The following is an 18,524-nucleotide window of genomic DNA, read 5'->3' as shown; positions in this document are numbered from 1 at the left end:
TATCTGTGGTTACCCTCAAATAAACGTTTCATTATTCTTTGCTTATAAAACACAAATATACCTGTATAGCACGATAAAACCTTTCATTTCAGGCTTTTTTCGTATAAAATCCATATCATTTATTTTACATAAATGTCTTGATTAGTTTTTGAGTTATATACCTCGCTAACTATGTAATTCACAATTACTTGCTATCTTGCTTATTACTAAAGTTGATTTTTCAAACAAGCCCCTCAAGCCTGGCAGGGTTTGAGCTCAGAAACCTATATCAATGTCAAAAAACAAAAAAAACCGACTGTTTCCTACCTTATGTCTAATATGTGCCTTGCCCCTGTTTTGGTATTGTGGCAATGGTGCTGGCAAACACACTACCCGCACGCTGCCTGTAGATGTGATGCAAAAAAAATGGGTAGACAGTGTTTTTAACAAGCTTACCCCTAAAGAGCGTTTGGGGCAATTGTTTATGGTGGCAGCCAATACCACGCTCATTGACACCCACAAAGTAAGTGTGGCAAAGCTGATCAGGCAACAACACGTTGGTGGAGTTATTTTTATGCGGGGTTATGCTCATAAGCAACTTACCTGGACTAATTACTTTCAGAAACAGGCCAAAACACCTTTGATGGTGGCAATGGATGCCGAATGGGGGCTGGGCATGCGCCTCAAAAATATGATGAGTTTTCCTTTTCAAATGACACTGGGGGCTATTCAAGAAGATACGCTTATTTATCAGATGGGGGCACAAATAGCCCAACAGATGAAACGCCTTGGTACTCATATCAACTTTGCGCCAGTGGTAGATGTAAACATTAACCCCAAAAACCCTGTGATTGGTTACCGGTCGTTTAGCGAAAACCGCGAAACAGTAGCTCGCAAAGGAGTGGCTTATATGAAAGGGCTGCAAGACAATGGTATTCAGGCAAACGCCAAACATTTTCCGGGGCACGGCGATACAGGTACCGACTCCCATTTTGCCCTGCCAGTGATCAAACATGACACCAATCGCCTAGATAGCATAGAATTATATCCTTTCAAGGCTTTGATCAAACATGGAGTAAAAAGCATGATGGTGGCTCACTTGAATTTACCCGCTTACGATTCGGCACAAAACCGCCCTACTACGCTCTCTAAAAATGTAGTAACTAAATTATTGAAAGAAAAACTGGGCTACCAAGGGCTTATTTTTACCGATGCTTTGAACATGAAGGCAGTTACTAATTTTTACAAGCCCGGCGAGGTAGACCTTCAGGCGCTCATTGCAGGCAATGATGTATTGCTCGCTCCTGAGAATGTAAAAAAAGCCATTGAAGTAATTCAAAAAGGAATTTTGCAAAAGAAAATAAGCCAAACCGCTATAGACCAAAAGGTAAAAAAAGTGCTGGCTTTTAAATACTCACTTAAGCTCAATAAAAAACCTGCCCCGCTTTCGCTGAAAAATCTGTACCGCGATTTGCGCTCACCTGCTGCCAAGGCATTGCAACGCAAGTTGTATCAAAAGGCCTTGACCATAGTCAAAAACAAAGATCGTCTACTCCCTTTTCGTCGTTTAGACACCCTCACTTTTGCCTCAGTAAATATTGGCAAAAGCCGCAAAACCGATATGGAACAAATATTAAATAACTACGCTTCCTTTACCCATTTTCACATCAATGCTTTGAAAGCCCGCAAATGGAACTACAATGTGGTGCTCAATAAAGCGAAAAAACACAAAGTGGTCATTGTCAGCATCCACGATTTGCGTAAGCACGGCAATCGGGGTAAATATGGGCTAAACAAAAATGCCATAGACTTTATCAAGCAGTTAGAACGACACACCAAGGTGATCATTAACGTGTTGGGCACCGCCTATAGCTTGCAACACTTCGAAAAGTCTGAGTACTTGACTTGTGCCTACGAAGACAACAAAATTACAAGAAGCCTGGTGCCTCAAATGTTGTTTGGGGCATTTGGGGTCAATGGACGTTTGCCTGTATCGGCGGGTAAATTGCTCAAAGAAGGGGCTGGTGTAACTACCCAAAGCCTTAAGAGACTCGCGTATGGCATTCCGGCAGAAGTACAAATGAATAAAGACTCTTTAAGAAAAATAGATGTCTTGCTTACAAAAGCCATCAAAAAAGGCGAAATGCCGGGTTGTCAAGTAATAGTTGCACGCAAAGGTAAAGTAGTGTGGCACAAAGCTTACGGGCATCAGACTTACGCTCGTCGGGTAAAAATCACCCTGGAATCTATTTACGACATTGCCTCTATCACTAAAGTAGCGGGTACTTTGCCTGCTATTATGTGCTTGTACGAAAAAGACTCGCTAAAACTGGATGCCAAGGTAGTACAGTATCTAAAAGAACTAAAAAACACGAATAAAGACCAAATGACTGTACGTGAAGTATTGACCCACCAGGCAGGCTTGTTGCCTTATTTGCCTTACTGGAAACGTACTCTTACCCATACCAAAACATTGAGTCCTACCTATTATCGTTACCGCAAAAGCCCTGCTTTTCCTTTGCAGGTAGCCCAGGGAATTTATGGCAAGGCAAGCCTCGAAGATAGCCTTTGGAAATGGAGCATTGATACCAAACTACGTAAAAAGAAAAATGATACCGCAAGCTATGACTATACTTATAGTGATTTGAGTTTTTATACGCTCAAGCGCCTTGCCGAGCACCAACTTAAGCAACCTATAGAAAAACACCTGCACCAACACTTATACAAGACCTTGGGAGTGAGCACTCTAGGCTATACCCCTTTGCAAAGGTTTAAGCCTGCTCGATTGGTACCTACCGAATATGACCGCTATTTTAGACGAAAAATTATACGAGGTACGGTGCACGACCAAGGTGCCGCCATGCACGGAGGGGTTGCGGGACACGCAGGGCTGTTTTCTAATGTAAATGACCTTGCCAAGTATTTACAAATGCACTTGCAAAAGGGCGAATATGGGGGCATTCGCTACTTTGAAGCTGCCACCATTGATACTTTTACCCGGGCACATTTTGCGGGGAACCGCCGAGGGTTGGGCTGGGACAAAAAACCAGAAAAACCCTACTCGTATACGCCCAGCCTGTTTTCACAAGCTTCTTATGGGCACTCTGGCTTTACGGGTTGTGTGGTGTGGGCAGACCCCAAAGAGGAGGTATTGGTAGTGTTTTTATCCAACCGTATTTACCCTTCGGCAGAGAACAAAAAGTTGATTATAAACCATACCCGACACAAATTGTTAGACCAGGTGTTTAGGGCAATTGTGCAGAAAAAGAGTAATTAAATAACGACCATTGTTCAATTGTTATATGGCTACATTGTTGGTTTTACCCCTGAAAAACAAGTAGCCAAAGGGTTGGTCATTGCTACCAGTACTAAGCATCAAGTAATCCTGATTATGGGCGTACATCGATACAATCGCAACAAGTCTGGAGCACAAGTTGCCACCAAAGTATTGACCCTTACGGGGATTGGTTTACTCACTAATGCCAGGTTATTGAAAGCCGCCAAAGCTGACTTTATGAAAACGCCCAAAGGTAATGCATACAAATCGCCTATTCCTGAAGGGCAAAAAGTGATTTTACCTAAACAGAAGTAAATCAGCAATAGCACTACTAACATAAAAAGTAAAACTCAATAAGCCAATAAGCCAATTGGCTTATTGAGTTTTACTTTTTAGTATCTTTCCATACCCACCAAGCCCAGGCAATAAAGACAAACTGCACTGGCAAACGAATATAAGCAGCCGACTTGCTACCAACGGCAGGATTTGCCGCAAAAACATCTATGACATGCAGGGGCAAAAAAGCAATCATTAGAAGAAATATACCAAAGGCTGCCCACTGTTTATAACCCGGAACAAATAAGCCAACTCCTAATATAATTTCTAATATACCTGATCCGTAGTTTACCAATGCTTCGGGCAAAAAATCAGGAATGAAAGGAGCATACAGGGCAGGGTTTAAGAAGTGATTAATCCCACCATAGGTAATGAATACGCCTAGTAAAATTCGCGCAATGAGTAATACTGTTTTCATATAAATGAGATGAGTAAAAGTTGACAGTTAGACTTTAAAAGATGAACTTGTTTACGGTTTATGCTTTGATAGCAAAAATTTAATTTTTGATTTTCAGGCGAGGCGTGTAAAACGGAGTTTAGCAGAGCTAAATGAGTATTTACACAACAAAGCATGTAATCAAAAAACTAGTTTTGAATCATTTGAAGAAACCTTAAACAAGCTCGATATAATAAAGGCAAGTTGCCACGAAAAAACAACTTGCCTTTGCCTTACTTTAGTTCAAAACTTCTAGTAGTTTCTCTGCCACCAACTCCGAAGAAGCCGGGTTTTGCCCTGTAATCAACAAACCGTCAGTGATTGCATAAGGGCTCCAATCTTCCGCTTTAGAGTAAACTCCTCCATTTTCTTTGAGCATGTTTTCTACCAGAAACGGTACCACATCGGTGAGTTGTACTGCATCTTCTTCTGAATTGGTAAAGCCCGTTACTTGCTTGCCTTTTACCAAGGGACTTCCATCGGCTGCTTTGGTGTGTTTGAACACCGCTGGGGCGTGACAAACAGCTGCGACGGGTTTATTGTTCTGGTAAAACTTTTCAATCAACGCAATAGAATCCTTATCTTCTGCCAAGTCCCATAAAGGACCATGCCCACCAGGGTAAAATACGGCATCGTATCCATCTTGATTGATGTCTGCCAACTTCAGGGTTTTGCTTAATACCTCTTGGGTAGCTGCATCGTTATTATAACGTTCAGTAGCAGGCGTCATAAAATCTGCCGAGGCGCTCTTAGGATCAACAGGGACTTGTCCTCCTTTTGGTGAAGCTACATCAATCGTAAAACCTTTATCTTGCAACAAATAATAAGGGCTGGCAAATTCTTCTATCCAAAATCCGGTTTTCTCTCCAGTATTCCCTAGTTCGTCGTGGCTTGTAAGTACAAATAACAACTTTTTCATGAGCTTATTACATTTATATTAAAAAATGGGTCAGGTCGTAGTAAGCAGCTTATAACCAAACACTTACTGACTTAAACTTTATTTAATACAAAAGTAAAGGGTTTATCTTTACCAAAAATTGATGTATGATAAGAAATAACCTAAATCCAAAGTATCACGTTGTTTGGATAGTAATCTGACTGGCTCTATTATCCATTGTAGTGTTTTGTACATTTTTATTGAAAGTATAAATGAGTGCTCCAGTTGTCACGTTTTTTTGATCATACTACCATCATATAAGCAAATGTTTCTTACTTAGCCAATATGAATTTTATGAAAAATACCCCCCTACATACGTCTTTCTCTCAAAATACACCTGTCCAAAGTACACCCATTTTTTGGGAGGCTACTATTGCTCCCTTAAGCCTCAAATATGTCAGTCAGTCGGTCATTACCTTATTACCACAACTTACTTCAAAAAAACTCACAAACTTTTGGGAATGTATACACCCGGAAGACCTGCAGTTTGTACAACAATACTATGAGCAAGCTACGCAGAAAGGGGGCGTTCAAACAATTCAGTACAGGGTTTGCCCAGCCAACCAACCTCCCATCTGGGTTAAAGATGTGTTTGAACTACGCCCTGGCCAAAGCACCTCCCCCAAATTGTTTGGATTAATCAGCCAAGAAAAGCAACACAATAGTGCTCATGAGATTTTAAAAAAACGAGAACAAGCCATCAAAGACATTGTCAATCATTCGGCACATAAAAAAGGGCAGGCGTACTTCAACCAAATTGCCCAAAGCCTTTGCCAGGTAATAGCAGCTGATTTTGTAGTAATTGGAAAAAACATACCACAAGACCAGAAAATACAAACAATCACAATTAGTACTACCAATCAACTAATTCCTAACTTTTGTTATGTTTTGCAAGGTACCCCTTGTGCCAATGTAACCGGACAAAGCACTTGTGTATACCCACAAAATGTAGCAGAACTATTTCCTGAAGATAAAATGCTGACAGAAATGAGCGTAGAGGGCTATCTGGGAACTCCTATTTTTGACTCTGAGGGCAAAAGTCTGGGTATTATCATTGCCTTGTACAAACAAGCGATTGACAATGCTTCTTATACATCCTCTTTGTTTGAATTATTTGCCACGCGCATTGGTGCCGAAATGAACCGAATACAATCAGAGGTAAAACTTAAGGAAAGTGAACAACGTTTTCGTCAATATTTTAAAGAAGATAAAGCCGTTAAGCTTTTAATTCACCCTGATACCAGCAAAATTGTAGATGCTAACCAGGCAGCCGAAGCATTTTATGGCTATAGTTACGACGAACTTGTACAACTAAAAATCTCTGACTTGAACCTACTGGATCAAAAAGGAGTAGTAAAATCATTGCAACAAGCCAAACACCAACAAAAAAACAAGTTCCAATTTAAGCACCTCACCAAAACAGGGCTTGTCAAACATGTAGAAGCCTACTCTAATCCGCTGTACATTGATAATACGAATTACTTGCTTGCTACTGTGCATGACATTACCGAGAATGTGCAAAATAAACTAGAATTGATCAAAGAAAAACAGTTTGTAGACTCTATCATACAATATGCTGCTGAAGGTATCTCTGTATTTCATCAAACCAGTCAATATCCTTATATAAGATTTACAGTGTGGAATCAGCAAATGGAAAAAATAACCGGATACACGCTAAAGGAAATCAATACTTTGGGTTGGTACCAAACTATCTTGCCTGACGCTACCCATACTCACATAAGTGGAAGTGTAAGAATGGAGCAACTAATGAAGGGCCATAACCTTAGCAATGAGTCTTGGATAATAGAACAAAAAGGCGGGGCGCAAAGGGTTATCTCTATATCCACTAATATCATCAATAAAGCAGATGGAACCCACATCATGGCTATTATGCAAGACATTAGTGAGCAAAAACAAGCACAGAAATCTCTGATGGATCGCCAGGCGCACATGCAACTTCTCTATCAAATTACCAGCAATGCCTCTGAGGAAATAGATTTACAGCTACAAAATGCGCTCAAGCTTACCACTACATTTTTTAATGCTGAAACTGGAATGGTAAGCTCAGTCAACCAAGAAAATTTCATAGTACTCAATAGTTACAGCACCCAAGATCAAATGCCAGCAGGTACGGTTATTCCTTTAGCAGATACGTTGTGTAAAGTCACCCTAGGCAAAGATGATGTATTAATGGTTGCCAATACTCAAGATAAAAAATGGGCGACTATAAAACCTAAAAACAGCCAGGTTTTGTCATACATAGGCACAGTTATTCACGTATTTGGCAAAAAATACGGATCACTATGTATTACCAGCACTCAGGCTCATACAGGTTACCCAAGTGTAGCTGGAGAGTTTATCAACCTATTGGCACGCTGGATAGGAAACCTCATAGAAAAGCAAATCAAGGAAAAAGATTTACGAGAAAGCGAAGAGCGTTACCGCTCGCTTACCGAATCGGCTCCCATAGGCATTGTACTACATGCAAAAGGTAAAATTATTTATGCTAATCCATTCAGTAAACAAACCCTTGAAGCCAGTCACCAAGACCAACTATTGAACTTACCTATCCAAAATATTTTGCACCCTGACTCGCTGCAGGTGGCTTCGGAGAGAATAAAAGAGTTGTACGCTAAAAAAGGGAGCTATGTACCACCAGTAGAGGAGAAAATAGTTACCCTCAAAAATAATATCAAATACTGCCTTATTTCAGGTATTTCTATCGAGTATAAAGGGCAACCAGCTATATGCAATGTATTTGCCGACATTAGTGATAGAAAAAAGGTAGAAAAGGAACTACTCCGAAAGAAAAATCAATTGGAAAAAGTGAACAAAGAGCTGGAAGAGCTCACCTATGTAGCTTCGCATGATCTAAAGGCTCCTTTGGCAAACCTACAGGGATTAATGATGCTCATAGAGGAAGCTCAAGGAATAAAGGAAGACAACCTTGATGTTTTCGAGAGGATGCAGTTATCAGTCGTGCGTATGCAAAACACCCTCAATAACCTTAATGAAGTAATTGCGCTTAAACAGGAAATGGGTATGCAAAAAGAGTCTATTGGCTTTGAAGCACTATTTGCCAACGTTAAAGCCAGCCTAGAAACCCAAATTGTGGAAGCAAAAGCCTCTATTACCACTGATTTTTCTGCCGCTCCGTCGGTAGAGTACCCTTTATTTCATCTCAAAAGTATTATGCAAAACTTACTAACCAATGCCATTAAATACCGCGATGCTCATCGTCCACTTTCTATTAGAATACGTACAACTATGCATAATGGGCAAGTATGTCTCATGGTAAAAGACAACGGTTTAGGCATAGATTTAAGCAAATCGAAAGACAAACTATTTGGACTATTCAAACGTTTACATGTCCACGTTGAAGGAAAAGGTATAGGTTTATACATACTAAAATCCATCGTTGAATCCCATCGTGGATTCATAGAAGTAACAAGTAAATTGAATCAAGGAACCACATTCAAAATTTATCTGGGAAATGAATAAATCAACGGTTTTATTGGTAGACGACGACGAAATCACTAATTTTTTATGTAAAAAGATGCTCACAGAGCTTGGTTTTCAATCTGTTGAGTCAGCCACTAATGGTCAGGAGGCCATCAAATGCCTCCAACATACCTGCCCTGACTTTATATTTTTAGATATAAAAATGCCTGTAATGGATGGGTTTGAATTTTTAGAAGAATTAAAAATATTGGCATTATGCCAGCACACTAAAATAATCATGCTTACTTCTTCATCTCGTGAAAAAGAAATAAAACAAGCTTCGGCATATTCCAATGTTATAGATTTTGTAGTAAAACCACTCACTAAACAAAAAGCCAGTCATATATTTAAGCACATTATATAAAAAAACATCCTGTCAGAGATAATCAATGACAGGATGTTTTTATAAGCATACATAAGCTATAAACTTAATTTTTTTGTGCTTGTTGAGTTGTAGATGAGCTCGCCAATATCCAGTTTGATACAGCAACATACCGTTGTTTATCTTCCTGAAAAACCTCAATTTTATCTTCCGAAGTATTTACCCTAAACTCGCATACTACTTTGCCTTTACATCCCGAATACAATCTCATCTTGCCTACAAAATAAGGGCTCGCTTCTGCGGGTGACTCGTATATGGCATAACGTAAACCACTAGGGCAACGGCTAATCATCTGGCGTTTGAGGTTTACTTTATAACGCCTCGCCAACGGTTTCGTTAAGTTTTCGTGCACAAACAAGCGCCCTCTGGAACTCAATTGAACCCGGTCTTTTTTATCAATCAATGTTGTTTTCGCCTTTACTGGTATTTTATCAACACTACGCGAAATCATTGCTGTGGTAAAAAGAACTACCAGTGCCAACGTTGACACCCCTAAAACAGTTTTTTTTATATGCTTCATAATACTTGTAATTTGATATTATAACTTCGATTTGTTAAATAATTGTATATATTTTAGAGACTTTTAGGCGCTAACCTCAACAACAACTCGGCTATCAATAAATTAGGCACCCAATTAATCCAGGAGGTGACCACCACCGCCAGTTCTGGGTCCATAGTGGGCAAGCCAAACTGCCCTATGCCATAGGTGAGCAAAGGCATGTACAGCCTTAGTGTCACTGCAGAAAACACCAATGCATAACTTCGCACCATCCACTTGCGATGTGCCACAAAGTCGCGTTTAATAGCGGTTTGTAAGGCCAAAAAAGTAGTAATAAACCACAACCATGCTAGTATAAAAAAGGCCAATTGTGCCCAAAAACCTCCATTGGCAAAAAATGCCATATATAAACCACTGGGGGCAGCCAAAAACAAGATAGTAAAAACATACGCTTTGCCTACCTTTCGGTGAAGTTTTGGGTAACGATGACGCAACCTGGGTACAAACTGAAAAGGACCAGTAACCAAACAGATAATGCTAGAGGTAATGTGTACGTAAAAAGACGCCATCCAGGTAAGGTTTTGAACCAGGTTTCCCTTCCAAAGCAAAAACTCTACATCGGTACGAAAGGAAAAGTAATCGAGTACATTCAAAAATACCACAATGCTCCAGAATACAATCATTAACCACCCTAAGCGAAAACCCCAAAGTTGTACTTTATTTTCTATGGCCATATAAGTATATATGCTACAGTAAGTTTTATTGGTTTATACGTAAGACAAATAAAAGCGTGGAAGGGAGTAGAAGAAAAGGAGTATTTTTATTGAAAAAAATGACTTAGTGATCTTTCATAAATAATTTGAGCCATTAAAGTGTATCTATTGCCCTCATTCTTCTCAAAAAAAAAGTTTCATAGTTTTGGCTATGCACCGTTTTTTTGAATCGTCTGAGAACAATATATTTTCTTGAATTGGAACATCTTATTTTTTCCAGATCACTTACCCATTAAATGGCGCCTCTAGCCGACTTTCCGCACGTATGTTCGGGAAAACAAATAATTGATGTAATCACTTGATTGCAAAAGCATTATTTTTTTATGTCGACCAAAAGTTTTACTTTTTGGTATGCAATCATTTCCCATAAGTAAAAACCTTGACCACTTAGGGTTGGTAAGTGGCATGTGTGATCGTTTAAACTTGAGCTCTAAAATAGATGAGCTTTTACCTAACACCAATGGGCTTCATCAAGTAAGCACAGGTACTTGCGTCAAAGCCTTGATTTTAAATGGTTTAGGTTTTGCCGAGCGTCGCTTATACCTGAGTCCTCATTTTTTTTCTGATAAGCCTGTTGCTCACTTATTAGGAGAAAATCTAAGCGCAGAAATGTTCAATGATGATCGTCTTGGTCGTTGCTTGGATGATTTGTATGCCTTTGGTGTAAGTGAGTTATTCAGCCATTTGGCTGCACAGAGTTATGAAATACTGGGTTTGTCAGAAGAAGTAGACTCAGAGTTTCGCCACTTGGATGCGACCAGTTTTGGGTTGGAAGGGCAATATAATAGTGAACTTAACGAAGCAGAGGTTTCTTGCCTTCACATCACCCAAGGTTACAGCCGGGATCACCGCCCTGACCTAAATCAGGTAATGCTTAACTTGGTAGTAGAAAACTCCTCAGGCATACCTTTGCTTATGGAAGGTTTGCATGGCAATACAAGTGACCAAACAAGCTTTGGTCAAACCATTGATGATTATGTAGAACGTTTGCAGAATAATGGTCAGCCTATATGTTGGGTGGCAGATAGTGCCTTATACACTGAGGAAACCATCGGTAAAATCTCAGGTCGGCATTATTGGATCACCCGTGTTCCTTCCAAGCTTACTGCTGTTCAAGAATTACTCCTACAGGTACAGCCAGAGCATATGCAATTCTTCACAGAAGAAAAATTGAAAAACTACCGCTACCAGAAAGTATGCAACAGCTATGGAGGTGTAAGACAAGAATGGATGGTTGTCTTTTCTGAGGCAGGTTATAAGCGGGATGTTCATAGTTTGAAAAAACGTTACCTAAAAAAAAGCAGTGAAGAGCACCAAGACTTTATCAAGCTTTGCAAAAAGGTTTTTAGCTGTAAACAGGATGCAGAAAAAGCCTGGGAACAATTTTCAAAAAAGTGCCAGTACTTGTCAATAGAAGACCTGAATTTTCAACAAGTCAAGGGGTTTAAAAAACCAGGTAAACCTCCCAAAGGAGCTCAAAAACAGACCATAGGGTATCGTATTACAGGGTGTCCACTAACCAAACTCACACACTATGAACAACTAAGACAAAAACAGGGCAAGTTTGTGATTGCTTCCAATGATACAGCACAAAGGTGGGGGAATGGACATAAACTACTGGCTTACAAAGGACAATCTAATGTCGAGAAAGGTTTTAGGTTTTTGAAAGATAAAGCTTTCCTTGCTGATAGCTTCTTTGTAAAAAAGCCAGAGAGACTTGAAGCTATACTCATGATTATGGCATTGTCGCTGATGGTGTATGCAGCTTTGGAGAGAGAATTAAGAAAAAACCTGCAGCAGGAAAAGGAGTTTGTCCTGGATCAAACTAAAAAAGAAACTCAAAAACCCACAATGAAATGGATTTTCGAGTTTTTTAGAGGCATTCACTGCTTGTGGGTTAATCAAGAACAACCTATGCTCATTCTTAATATGAATGAGATGCATACAAAGGTCATTAGGTTACTGGGGCAAGAAGTTAGGAAATACTATCTCCTTGAATAAACGCCTCATAAACAGTGGTTTAATAAATTACTCGGTTTTAGCTACACAGGTGCGGAAAGTCGGCTCTAGCGGAGGTACTTCTTCAAAACTTCTCTTCGAAGAAGTACCATAACTTTGACCGTTTCTATGGTACACTTTATTTTTTGTATTTTGAAAAAGGGCAAAAAAAAACTTCTTCCTTGTAAATATTCAAGGAAGAAGTTATCAGGGGCAACTGGTAAATCACGTCAAAAACTTAGTCAGTTTTGTCAGTAAAAAACTTGTTGTTACCCAGTATTTCGTTTTCGTCGTTTATGTTATAACGCGATATATTATTTTCAGAAGAATGCGGTGGCTCTACTAATTTGACCCCACGACGTAAATAAGCCGGTACGTCTATTTTATCTTTAAAGCCTTCGTTCTCAAAATTTTTGCTCAACTTTTTCAGTTTATTGATTCGCTCATCTGCTTGTTTTATCAACTGCTGGCGCTTTAGGTCAATTTCTGACAAAGGTGGCGATTGAACTGGCGGTTCTTCTTGTTTTTCTATTTCAATTTGTTCAACTTGGGGAGTATTTATGTCCTCTGGTTCATCAGTCAAATCTTTTTTTTTGACGTTAGAAATTGGATCCTCCTCTGAGGCATCATCATCCAGGTCATAAATGACACGTTGGGGCTCTGACGGCTCTTCTATTTTGGGCTCTTCTACTTTTTTAGGTGTATTTGCCTGGCTGTTGCCATTAAGATTAAATACTACGTTTCTCTCTTCTACTTCTTCCTTTGCCTTGTTTACCATTGGTGGTGGAGTAGACTCAACTACAGGAGTATTGATTACTGGAGTAGCAGGAGTGTTTGTTATTGGAGTATTTTGTACAATTGGCTCAGTTTTTTTGGGTTCATTAGAAGCCAGTCTTTCTTCACCTTTAAAGCCAGTAGCAATAATAGTAACACTGATGCAGTCACCTAAAGCAGGATCAATACCATTACCAAAAATCAAATCAGCATCTTCGCCTATTTGATCCTGAATATAATCGGTAATATCGGTTAACTCGTCCATTTGTAACTCAGAGGTTTCGCCAGACATGATTGAAAGCAATACTTTCTGAGATCCGTGAATACTTCGGTTGTTTAATAATGGAGAATTCAATGCCTCTTGGGCAGCTCTTAACGCACGATTTTCTCCTTCGGTTTTAGCAGAGCCCATCACTGCTGCACCAGAGTCGCGCATTACAGTTTTTACATCCTCAAAGTCAACATTGACATAACCAGGTACTGTAATAATTTCAGCAATCCCTTTGGCTGCAGTAGTTAAGATACTATCTGCTTGAGCAAAGGCTTCGCTCATTTTCAGGTTGCCATATATTTCGCGGAGTTTATCATTTGAAATTACCAACACTGTGTCACAATGTTGTTTCAATTGATTAATTCCATTTTCTGCGTGTTTACGTTTTTTCTTCCCTTCAAAAGCAAATGGAGCTGTTACAATGGCAACAGTCAAAACCCCTAATTCACGAGCAATCTCAGCAATAATAGGTGCGGCACCAGTTCCGGTACCTCCTCCCATACCCGCTGTAATAAATAGCATACGGGTGCTTAAGCTCAATAAATCTCGAATATCTTCTTTACTTTCTAAAGCTGCTTCTCTGCCTTTTTCAGGATTAGCACCAGCTCCCAAACCTTCGGTAAGTGCGGTGCCAATTTGTAATTTGGCGGGAACAGAACTCAAGGACAGTGCTTGAATGTCTGTGTTACAAACGAAAAACTCTACATCTTTAATACCACGATCGAACATGTGATTCACCGCATTGCTCCCTCCTCCTCCAACACCGATCACTTTAATTATAGAGTTTTCATTGGCAGGAATGTCAAACTTGTAGTTGTTTTGTTCCATACTTTTTAGGGTTATTTGTGCAACTATCTCAAAATGAGAGATTTAGCGCAACCAACTGATAAAAACCTGATTATCAGCCTATTATGTGCCATTTATATACGATAGATCAAATGATTTATTTGATTTAGATCGAAATATAAGCTATTGAACCGAGATAGTCAAATAATTGATAATCTGTTTTTTACAAACGTTTAAGCCTTTTTTAATGGCTTTTTATAATTGGTTGCCTATGGTGAACCTTCCTTTTTAGAAGAAGCCACTCGACCAAATCCACTTAATAGTTATTTTTTTTGTCATCAAAGTCGTCAATTAACAGTCCTTTGGTACGTTCTATGATTTTCCGGAAAAAATCACCCCCAGAAGCTTGTTTTGCTTTTGTTTTTGTTTTTGAAGTTGCTGTGTTGTTATTAATCTGCGTTTGATACTTTGTATCCCTATCATCTAAAGCTCTGAAACCAGCCATTACCAGCCCTATGGTAGTTGCATACATTGGGCTCTTGGCAGCTTCTACTTTCGTTTTACCAAGGTACTCATTCGGGTAACCTACCCTTGCATCCATTCCAGTCATAAACTCAAATAGCTGCTTGCAGTTTCTCAATTGAGACCCACCACCAGTAATTACAATACCGCCTACCAGCTTATTGAGGTAACCAGATTTAATAATCTCTTGGTGCACTGACTCTATGATTTCTTGCATACGCGCCTCGATAATGTGTGCCAGATTACGTACGGATATTTCTTTGGGTGAACGCCCCCTCAGACCTGGAATAGACACAAACTCGTTTACGTTGGCTTTTTCGACAATTGCTTTCCCAAACTTTACTTTGAGTTTTTCGGCCTGTCCAGTCATTATTCTACAACCTTCTTTGATATCAGAGGTTATAATATCGCCTCCAAAAGGTATAACGGCGGTATGGCGTATAATATTTTCATAAAATATAGCTACGTCAGAAGTTCCTCCTCCAATATCCACCAATACTACCCCAGCTTCACGCTCTTCGTCGGTAAGCACCGACAAGCTGGAAGCTATAGGTTCTAGTATCAGGTTTTCTATTTCAAGTCCGGTACGTTTCACACAACGGTTGATGTTGTTGATGGCGCTGGTTTGGGCTGTAATGATATTGAAATCAGCTTCGAGTTTGATACCCGACATACCTATTGGCTCTTTGATACCAGTCTCAAAGTCAACCGTATAGTCTTGTGGCATCACGTGAATAATCTCGTTACCAGGTGGTGTTACAATACGGTACATGTCGTTGATCAAACGATTGACATCATTGCGAGTTATTTCGTTCTCTGCCGAATCACGGGTAATACTTCCATTCTGTTTCAGGCTTTTGATATGTTGCCCGGCAATACCCACATTTACAATGCGTATATCTATGCCAGAAGTCTGCTCAGCTTCTTCGATGGCTTCTGAGATAGCAGTCACAGTTTTGTCGATATTAATTACTACTCCACGGGTTACCCCTTCTGACGGCGCCTTGCCCATGCCTAGTAATTCTATTTTACCAAATTGGTCTTTTTTACCTACCAGGGCACATATTTTAGTGCTGCCTATGTCTAATCCTACTACAATTTTATCTTTCATGTCAGTATTATTCGCAAATTATCTGTTTGTCGAAACGCAAGCTGATCTTACGGTAAGCATTCCAGCCTTTTCGAGGAAGTATTTCTTTATAAAAAACCTTAAATCTATCAAGTTTGCTTTTCCATTGGTTTAAATTACCAAAGTCAACCACTTGTTTGCCTAATTGTAAATACAGTATCATATCTTGGTTTTTAAGCACATCTACTTGAGCTATTTGTGCTTTGAGAAAGGGATCTTGGTAAATATACCTGATCATTTCAAGTAACTCTTTGTCTTGTTTATTGCGTTTGAAATCAAGAGGAGCAGTTCGCTCGCTTTGAGTTACCAGCAATACTCTAGCTGTAAATTTTCTTAAAACGTTAAGCACCACCCCATTATTGTCTACATAAACATCTGCCTTGCTTTTTCTTATAAATCGGGCTATGGGGCGTTTCAAGGTAACATCTACAAACAATACTCCCTTCAAATTTCTTGCTATTTGACATTTTTCTACAAATGCGTTCCCCTCTTTGACTCTTTTTTCCAGGGTTTTGATAGAGATATTACTGAAGCTATTATTGAGCACTTTTTCTTTTCCTCCATTGGTCATTAGGCGGATGACGTCTTCGGTAGACAAAAAGTAATTATCCGCTTCGTTTTCAATATTTATCTGAATATCAGTACATAGTCTTCCATTATGTCTGATTTCGATAAAGCCAAACACCAAGAAAATAATTACAACCCAAAAAGAAATTACAACATTTTTTCTAAATCTTAATTTGCTTTTGGGTATTTGTTTTTTCGTTTTCTTCTTTTTGAATATATTTTTCATTTAACAGTGCTCCAATTTTATCTACCATAGCCCCTATATCTCCGGCTCCTATGGTAAGTACAACTTCGGTATCGTTCCTTTGCAAAAAGTCATAAAGTTCGTTTTTGCCACACAATGTTTTATCTTTTATAGTTACTTTATCCAAAATCAACTGAGAGGTTACCCCTTGAATGGGTTGCTCTCTTGCCGGGTAAATATCAAGCAACACCAACTGATCGGTAAGGCTTAAGCTCTTGGCAAATCCATCTAAAAAGTCGCGGGTACGAGTAAATAAATGAGGCTGGAAAATCGCCGTGATCTTTTTGTTTGGGTACATCGCTTTCACTGACTTAAGAAATACCTCTATCTCAGTAGGGTGATGTGCGTAATCGTCGATGTAAATGATATTTTTATGTTGTAAAATATACTCAAAACGACGTTTTACTCCTTTATACACAGCTAGTGCATCTCTAATTTGTTGAGGGTCAATGCCCAACTCCAGGGCTACGGCTATAGCTACAGTTGCATTGATGATATTGTGATAGCCAGGTACTTTGATTTTTATGTTTTGAATAGTGATGTCTTCTGTGTGAAAATCAAAGTAAAATGCCTCAGGGGATACTTGTACATGCTGTGCCTGGCAATCTGCATTTTGTTCTAAAGCAAAACTCTTTGTAATAACTGTATTTGGAAGTAAGTTAGTGCCTAAATGTATTTCTTTTTTTATAAAAAGTCTACCGTTTTCTTTGATTTTTTTGATGAAAGCCACATAAGAATCAAGCACTGAGTCTTCGTTACCATAAATGTCTAAATGGTCTGCATCTACTGAGTTAAGCACTGCAATATTGGGGTGCAAATGCAAAAAAGATCGATCATACTCATCAGCTTCCACCACCATAATAGACTCTTTATCAATCTCTTGACTCAATATAAGGTTAGATTCATACTCCTGAAGTATTCCTCCTAAAAAAGCAGTACAATTCTTTTTTGCATAATGAATAATATGGGCAATCATAGAAGAGGTAGAGGTTTTTCCGTGAGTTCCGGCAACCGCTACTGTAAACCTGTCTTGTGTAAGAAAACCAAGTACTTCAGCTCTTTTTTTGACTTGAAAATTATGTTGTTTGAAATAATTTAATTGCTTGTGCTGTGCAGGTACAGCAGGTGTATATACTACCAATGTAGTCGCAGGGTGGGTAAATGCCTCTGGAATATGCGCTACATTGTCGTCAAAATGTATATCAATGCCTTCTTGCTGAAGTTGAGTGGTTAGGGTAGTAGGGGTGCGATCATAGCCAGCTACTTGGTATTGGTGAGTATTGAACCACCTTGCCAGAGCACTCATGCCTATGCCTCCAATACCTATAAAATAGATGTTTTTGATTTGTTCCAACATTATTGATAATAATGAAGCTTATTCGTTAAGCCAGGTTTACTTTAATAAATTTGGCAAAAATAAGTAAAACGGTTTGATTTTTAAATGGTCACACATGCTTTATTTTGTTTTTTTCAAGCAAAAAATTGAGTGTAACACGCTTTTAGACAATATTTTTATCAAAAATGTATCAAAGTTAAAATACAAAAACATACATGAGCATTTACTACCATACAATTTGCTGTTTTTACCTAATAAAACAGATGACAATAAACCAAGAAAAAACATACCCTGCTTTCCCCCCAAACACCCACTTTTGGCTCAAACACCTTAAAGCAAGGCACTGATGCCATTTTTTCAAAAAAACACCTCATCTTTTCACGACAAAAAAACGCTGTAATCAGATCATCATAAAAATAAATCAAATTCGTATTACTTTTTCTCAAAAAAACACCTCTTTTTATTTTTTATACAAAAATGAGTAATTGTTTACTTCATATTCACATATAAATATCTAATAATCAAACACTTACTTAAAACATCTTCATAAATGATTACTCCTTTACCAACAAAAAAACATTAAGGTATACACAATAAAAAACTCCGTTTCCCAGAAATGGACTAAAAGCAAGTGCAATTATTTGATTTTTGAAAGGGTTACCCATTACATTTGTAACACCAACTAATAATTGATCAGACATACTATTTACAATATCTCTAAATTTTATAAATCATACCACCAACCTATTATACTATTTGAACTAAAAGACATTTGTA

13 protein-coding genes are annotated in these 18,524 nt (G+C 38.8%); 5 read left to right on the top strand and 8 right to left on the bottom strand.

Annotated features, from left to right (window positions below):
- Window positions 1-271: 271 nt before the first annotated feature.
- Together M23134_RS10890 and M23134_RS10885 are read left to right on the top strand one after the other, a co-directional pair.
- Window positions 272-3,256 carry a glycoside hydrolase family 3 N-terminal domain-containing protein gene (locus M23134_RS10890; RefSeq protein WP_002695919.1) on the top strand — a complete coding sequence of 995 codons (2,985 nt, stop codon included), beginning with the start codon at window positions 272-274 and terminating at the stop codon, window positions 3,254-3,256.
- Between the two features lie 18 nt (window positions 3,257-3,274).
- A complete protein-coding gene (locus tag M23134_RS10885) occupies window positions 3,275-3,571 on the top strand; it encodes a hypothetical protein (protein WP_002695918.1) in 297 nt (98 codons plus the stop codon).
- Between the two features lie 70 nt (window positions 3,572-3,641).
- Here M23134_RS10885 and M23134_RS10880 read toward each other — a convergent pair whose 3' ends face one another.
- Both M23134_RS10880 and M23134_RS10875 read right to left on the bottom strand, forming a co-directional pair.
- A complete protein-coding gene (locus M23134_RS10880; RefSeq protein ID WP_002695917.1) occupies window positions 3,642-4,010 on the bottom strand; it encodes a DoxX family protein in 369 nt (122 codons plus the stop codon).
- 256 nt (window positions 4,011-4,266) lie between these two features.
- Window positions 4,267-4,947, bottom strand: a complete 681-nt coding sequence (locus M23134_RS10875; RefSeq protein WP_002695916.1) for a type 1 glutamine amidotransferase domain-containing protein — start codon at window positions 4,945-4,947, stop codon at window positions 4,267-4,269.
- 312 nt (window positions 4,948-5,259) lie between these two features.
- Here M23134_RS10875 and M23134_RS37905 point away from each other — a divergent pair, with 312 nt between their 5' ends.
- A complete protein-coding gene (locus M23134_RS37905; protein WP_198145005.1) occupies window positions 5,260-8,466 on the top strand; it encodes a PAS domain S-box protein in 3,207 nt (1,068 codons plus the stop codon).
- Window positions 8,459-8,830 (top strand): response regulator, encoded by a 372-nt coding sequence (locus tag M23134_RS10865; RefSeq protein ID WP_002695912.1) that lies wholly within the window; start codon window positions 8,459-8,461, stop codon window positions 8,828-8,830. The genes M23134_RS37905 and M23134_RS10865 overlap by 8 nt, the downstream gene beginning before the upstream one ends.
- Window positions 8,831-8,894: 64 nt before the next feature.
- Here M23134_RS10865 and M23134_RS10860 read toward each other — a convergent pair whose 3' ends face one another.
- Both M23134_RS10860 and M23134_RS10855 read right to left on the bottom strand, forming a co-directional pair.
- Entirely contained in the window at window positions 8,895-9,368 is a 474-nt protein-coding gene (locus tag M23134_RS10860; RefSeq protein ID WP_002695911.1) for a hypothetical protein, read from the bottom strand.
- A 53-nt stretch (window positions 9,369-9,421) separates the two neighbouring features.
- Window positions 9,422-10,081, bottom strand: coding sequence for a DUF2306 domain-containing protein (locus M23134_RS10855; RefSeq protein WP_002695910.1), 660 nt, complete (start codon window positions 10,079-10,081; stop codon window positions 9,422-9,424).
- A 390-nt stretch (window positions 10,082-10,471) separates the two neighbouring features.
- On the opposite strand from M23134_RS10855, the gene M23134_RS10850 reads away from it, so the two are divergent.
- Window positions 10,472-12,121, top strand: a complete 1,650-nt coding sequence (locus M23134_RS10850; protein WP_002695583.1) for an IS1634 family transposase — start codon at window positions 10,472-10,474, stop codon at window positions 12,119-12,121.
- A 235-nt stretch (window positions 12,122-12,356) separates the two neighbouring features.
- On the opposite strand, the gene ftsZ is transcribed toward M23134_RS10850, so the two are convergent.
- The 4 genes from ftsZ to murC all read right to left on the bottom strand — a co-directional run bounded on the left by ftsZ (window position 12,357) and on the right by murC (window position 17,768).
- Window positions 12,357-13,991, bottom strand: coding sequence for a cell division protein FtsZ (gene ftsZ, locus M23134_RS10845; protein ID WP_002695909.1), 1,635 nt, complete (start codon window positions 13,989-13,991; stop codon window positions 12,357-12,359).
- 274 nt (window positions 13,992-14,265) lie between these two features.
- Window positions 14,266-15,582 (bottom strand): cell division protein FtsA, encoded by a 1,317-nt coding sequence (gene ftsA / locus M23134_RS10840; RefSeq protein WP_002695908.1) that lies wholly within the window; start codon window positions 15,580-15,582, stop codon window positions 14,266-14,268.
- 7 nt (window positions 15,583-15,589) lie between these two features.
- Window positions 15,590-16,393, bottom strand: a complete 804-nt coding sequence (locus tag M23134_RS10835; RefSeq protein ID WP_053337287.1) for a cell division protein FtsQ/DivIB — start codon at window positions 16,391-16,393, stop codon at window positions 15,590-15,592.
- Window positions 16,329-17,768 (bottom strand): UDP-N-acetylmuramate--L-alanine ligase, encoded by a 1,440-nt coding sequence (gene murC / locus M23134_RS10830; RefSeq protein WP_002695906.1) that lies wholly within the window; start codon window positions 17,766-17,768, stop codon window positions 16,329-16,331. Before murC ends, M23134_RS10835 begins: the two co-directional genes overlap by 65 nt.
- Window positions 17,769-18,524: the final 756 nt, after the last annotated feature.

The organism is Microscilla marina ATCC 23134 (assembly GCF_000169175.1).
In the GTDB taxonomy this organism is placed as follows: Bacteria; Bacteroidota; Bacteroidia; order Cytophagales; family Microscillaceae; genus Microscilla; species Microscilla marina.
The sequence above is the reverse complement of the archived record's forward strand: the minus strand, read 5'-3'. Positions and strand labels throughout refer to the sequence as shown.

Bases quoted from the DNA above. Each gene is read 5' to 3' on its own strand.
- M23134_RS10890 (WP_002695919.1), top strand. From the start codon at position 272: ATGTCAAAAAACAAAAAAAACCGACTGTTTCCTACCTTATGTCTAATA.
- M23134_RS10880 (WP_002695917.1), bottom strand. From the start codon at position 4,010: ATGAAAACAGTATTACTCATTGCGCGAATTTTACTAGGCGTATTCATT.
- M23134_RS10875 (WP_002695916.1), bottom strand. From the start codon at position 4,947: ATGAAAAAGTTGTTATTTGTACTTACAAGCCACGACGAACTAGGGAAT.
- M23134_RS37905 (WP_198145005.1), top strand. From the start codon at position 5,260: ATGAAAAATACCCCCCTACATACGTCTTTCTCTCAAAATACACCTGTC.
- M23134_RS10865 (WP_002695912.1), top strand. From the start codon at position 8,459: ATGAATAAATCAACGGTTTTATTGGTAGACGACGACGAAATCACTAAT.
- M23134_RS10860 (WP_002695911.1), bottom strand. From the start codon at position 9,368: ATGAAGCATATAAAAAAAACTGTTTTAGGGGTGTCAACGTTGGCACTG.
- M23134_RS10855 (WP_002695910.1), bottom strand. From the start codon at position 10,081: ATGGCCATAGAAAATAAAGTACAACTTTGGGGTTTTCGCTTAGGGTGG.
- M23134_RS10850 (WP_002695583.1), top strand. From the start codon at position 10,472: ATGCAATCATTTCCCATAAGTAAAAACCTTGACCACTTAGGGTTGGTA.
- ftsZ (WP_002695909.1), bottom strand. From the start codon at position 13,991: ATGGAACAAAACAACTACAAGTTTGACATTCCTGCCAATGAAAACTCT.
- ftsA (WP_002695908.1), bottom strand. From the start codon at position 15,582: ATGAAAGATAAAATTGTAGTAGGATTAGACATAGGCAGCACTAAAATA.
- M23134_RS10835 (WP_053337287.1), bottom strand. From the start codon at position 16,393: ATGAAAAATATATTCAAAAAGAAGAAAACGAAAAAACAAATACCCAAA.
- murC (WP_002695906.1), bottom strand. From the start codon at position 17,768: ATGTTGGAACAAATCAAAAACATCTATTTTATAGGTATTGGAGGCATA.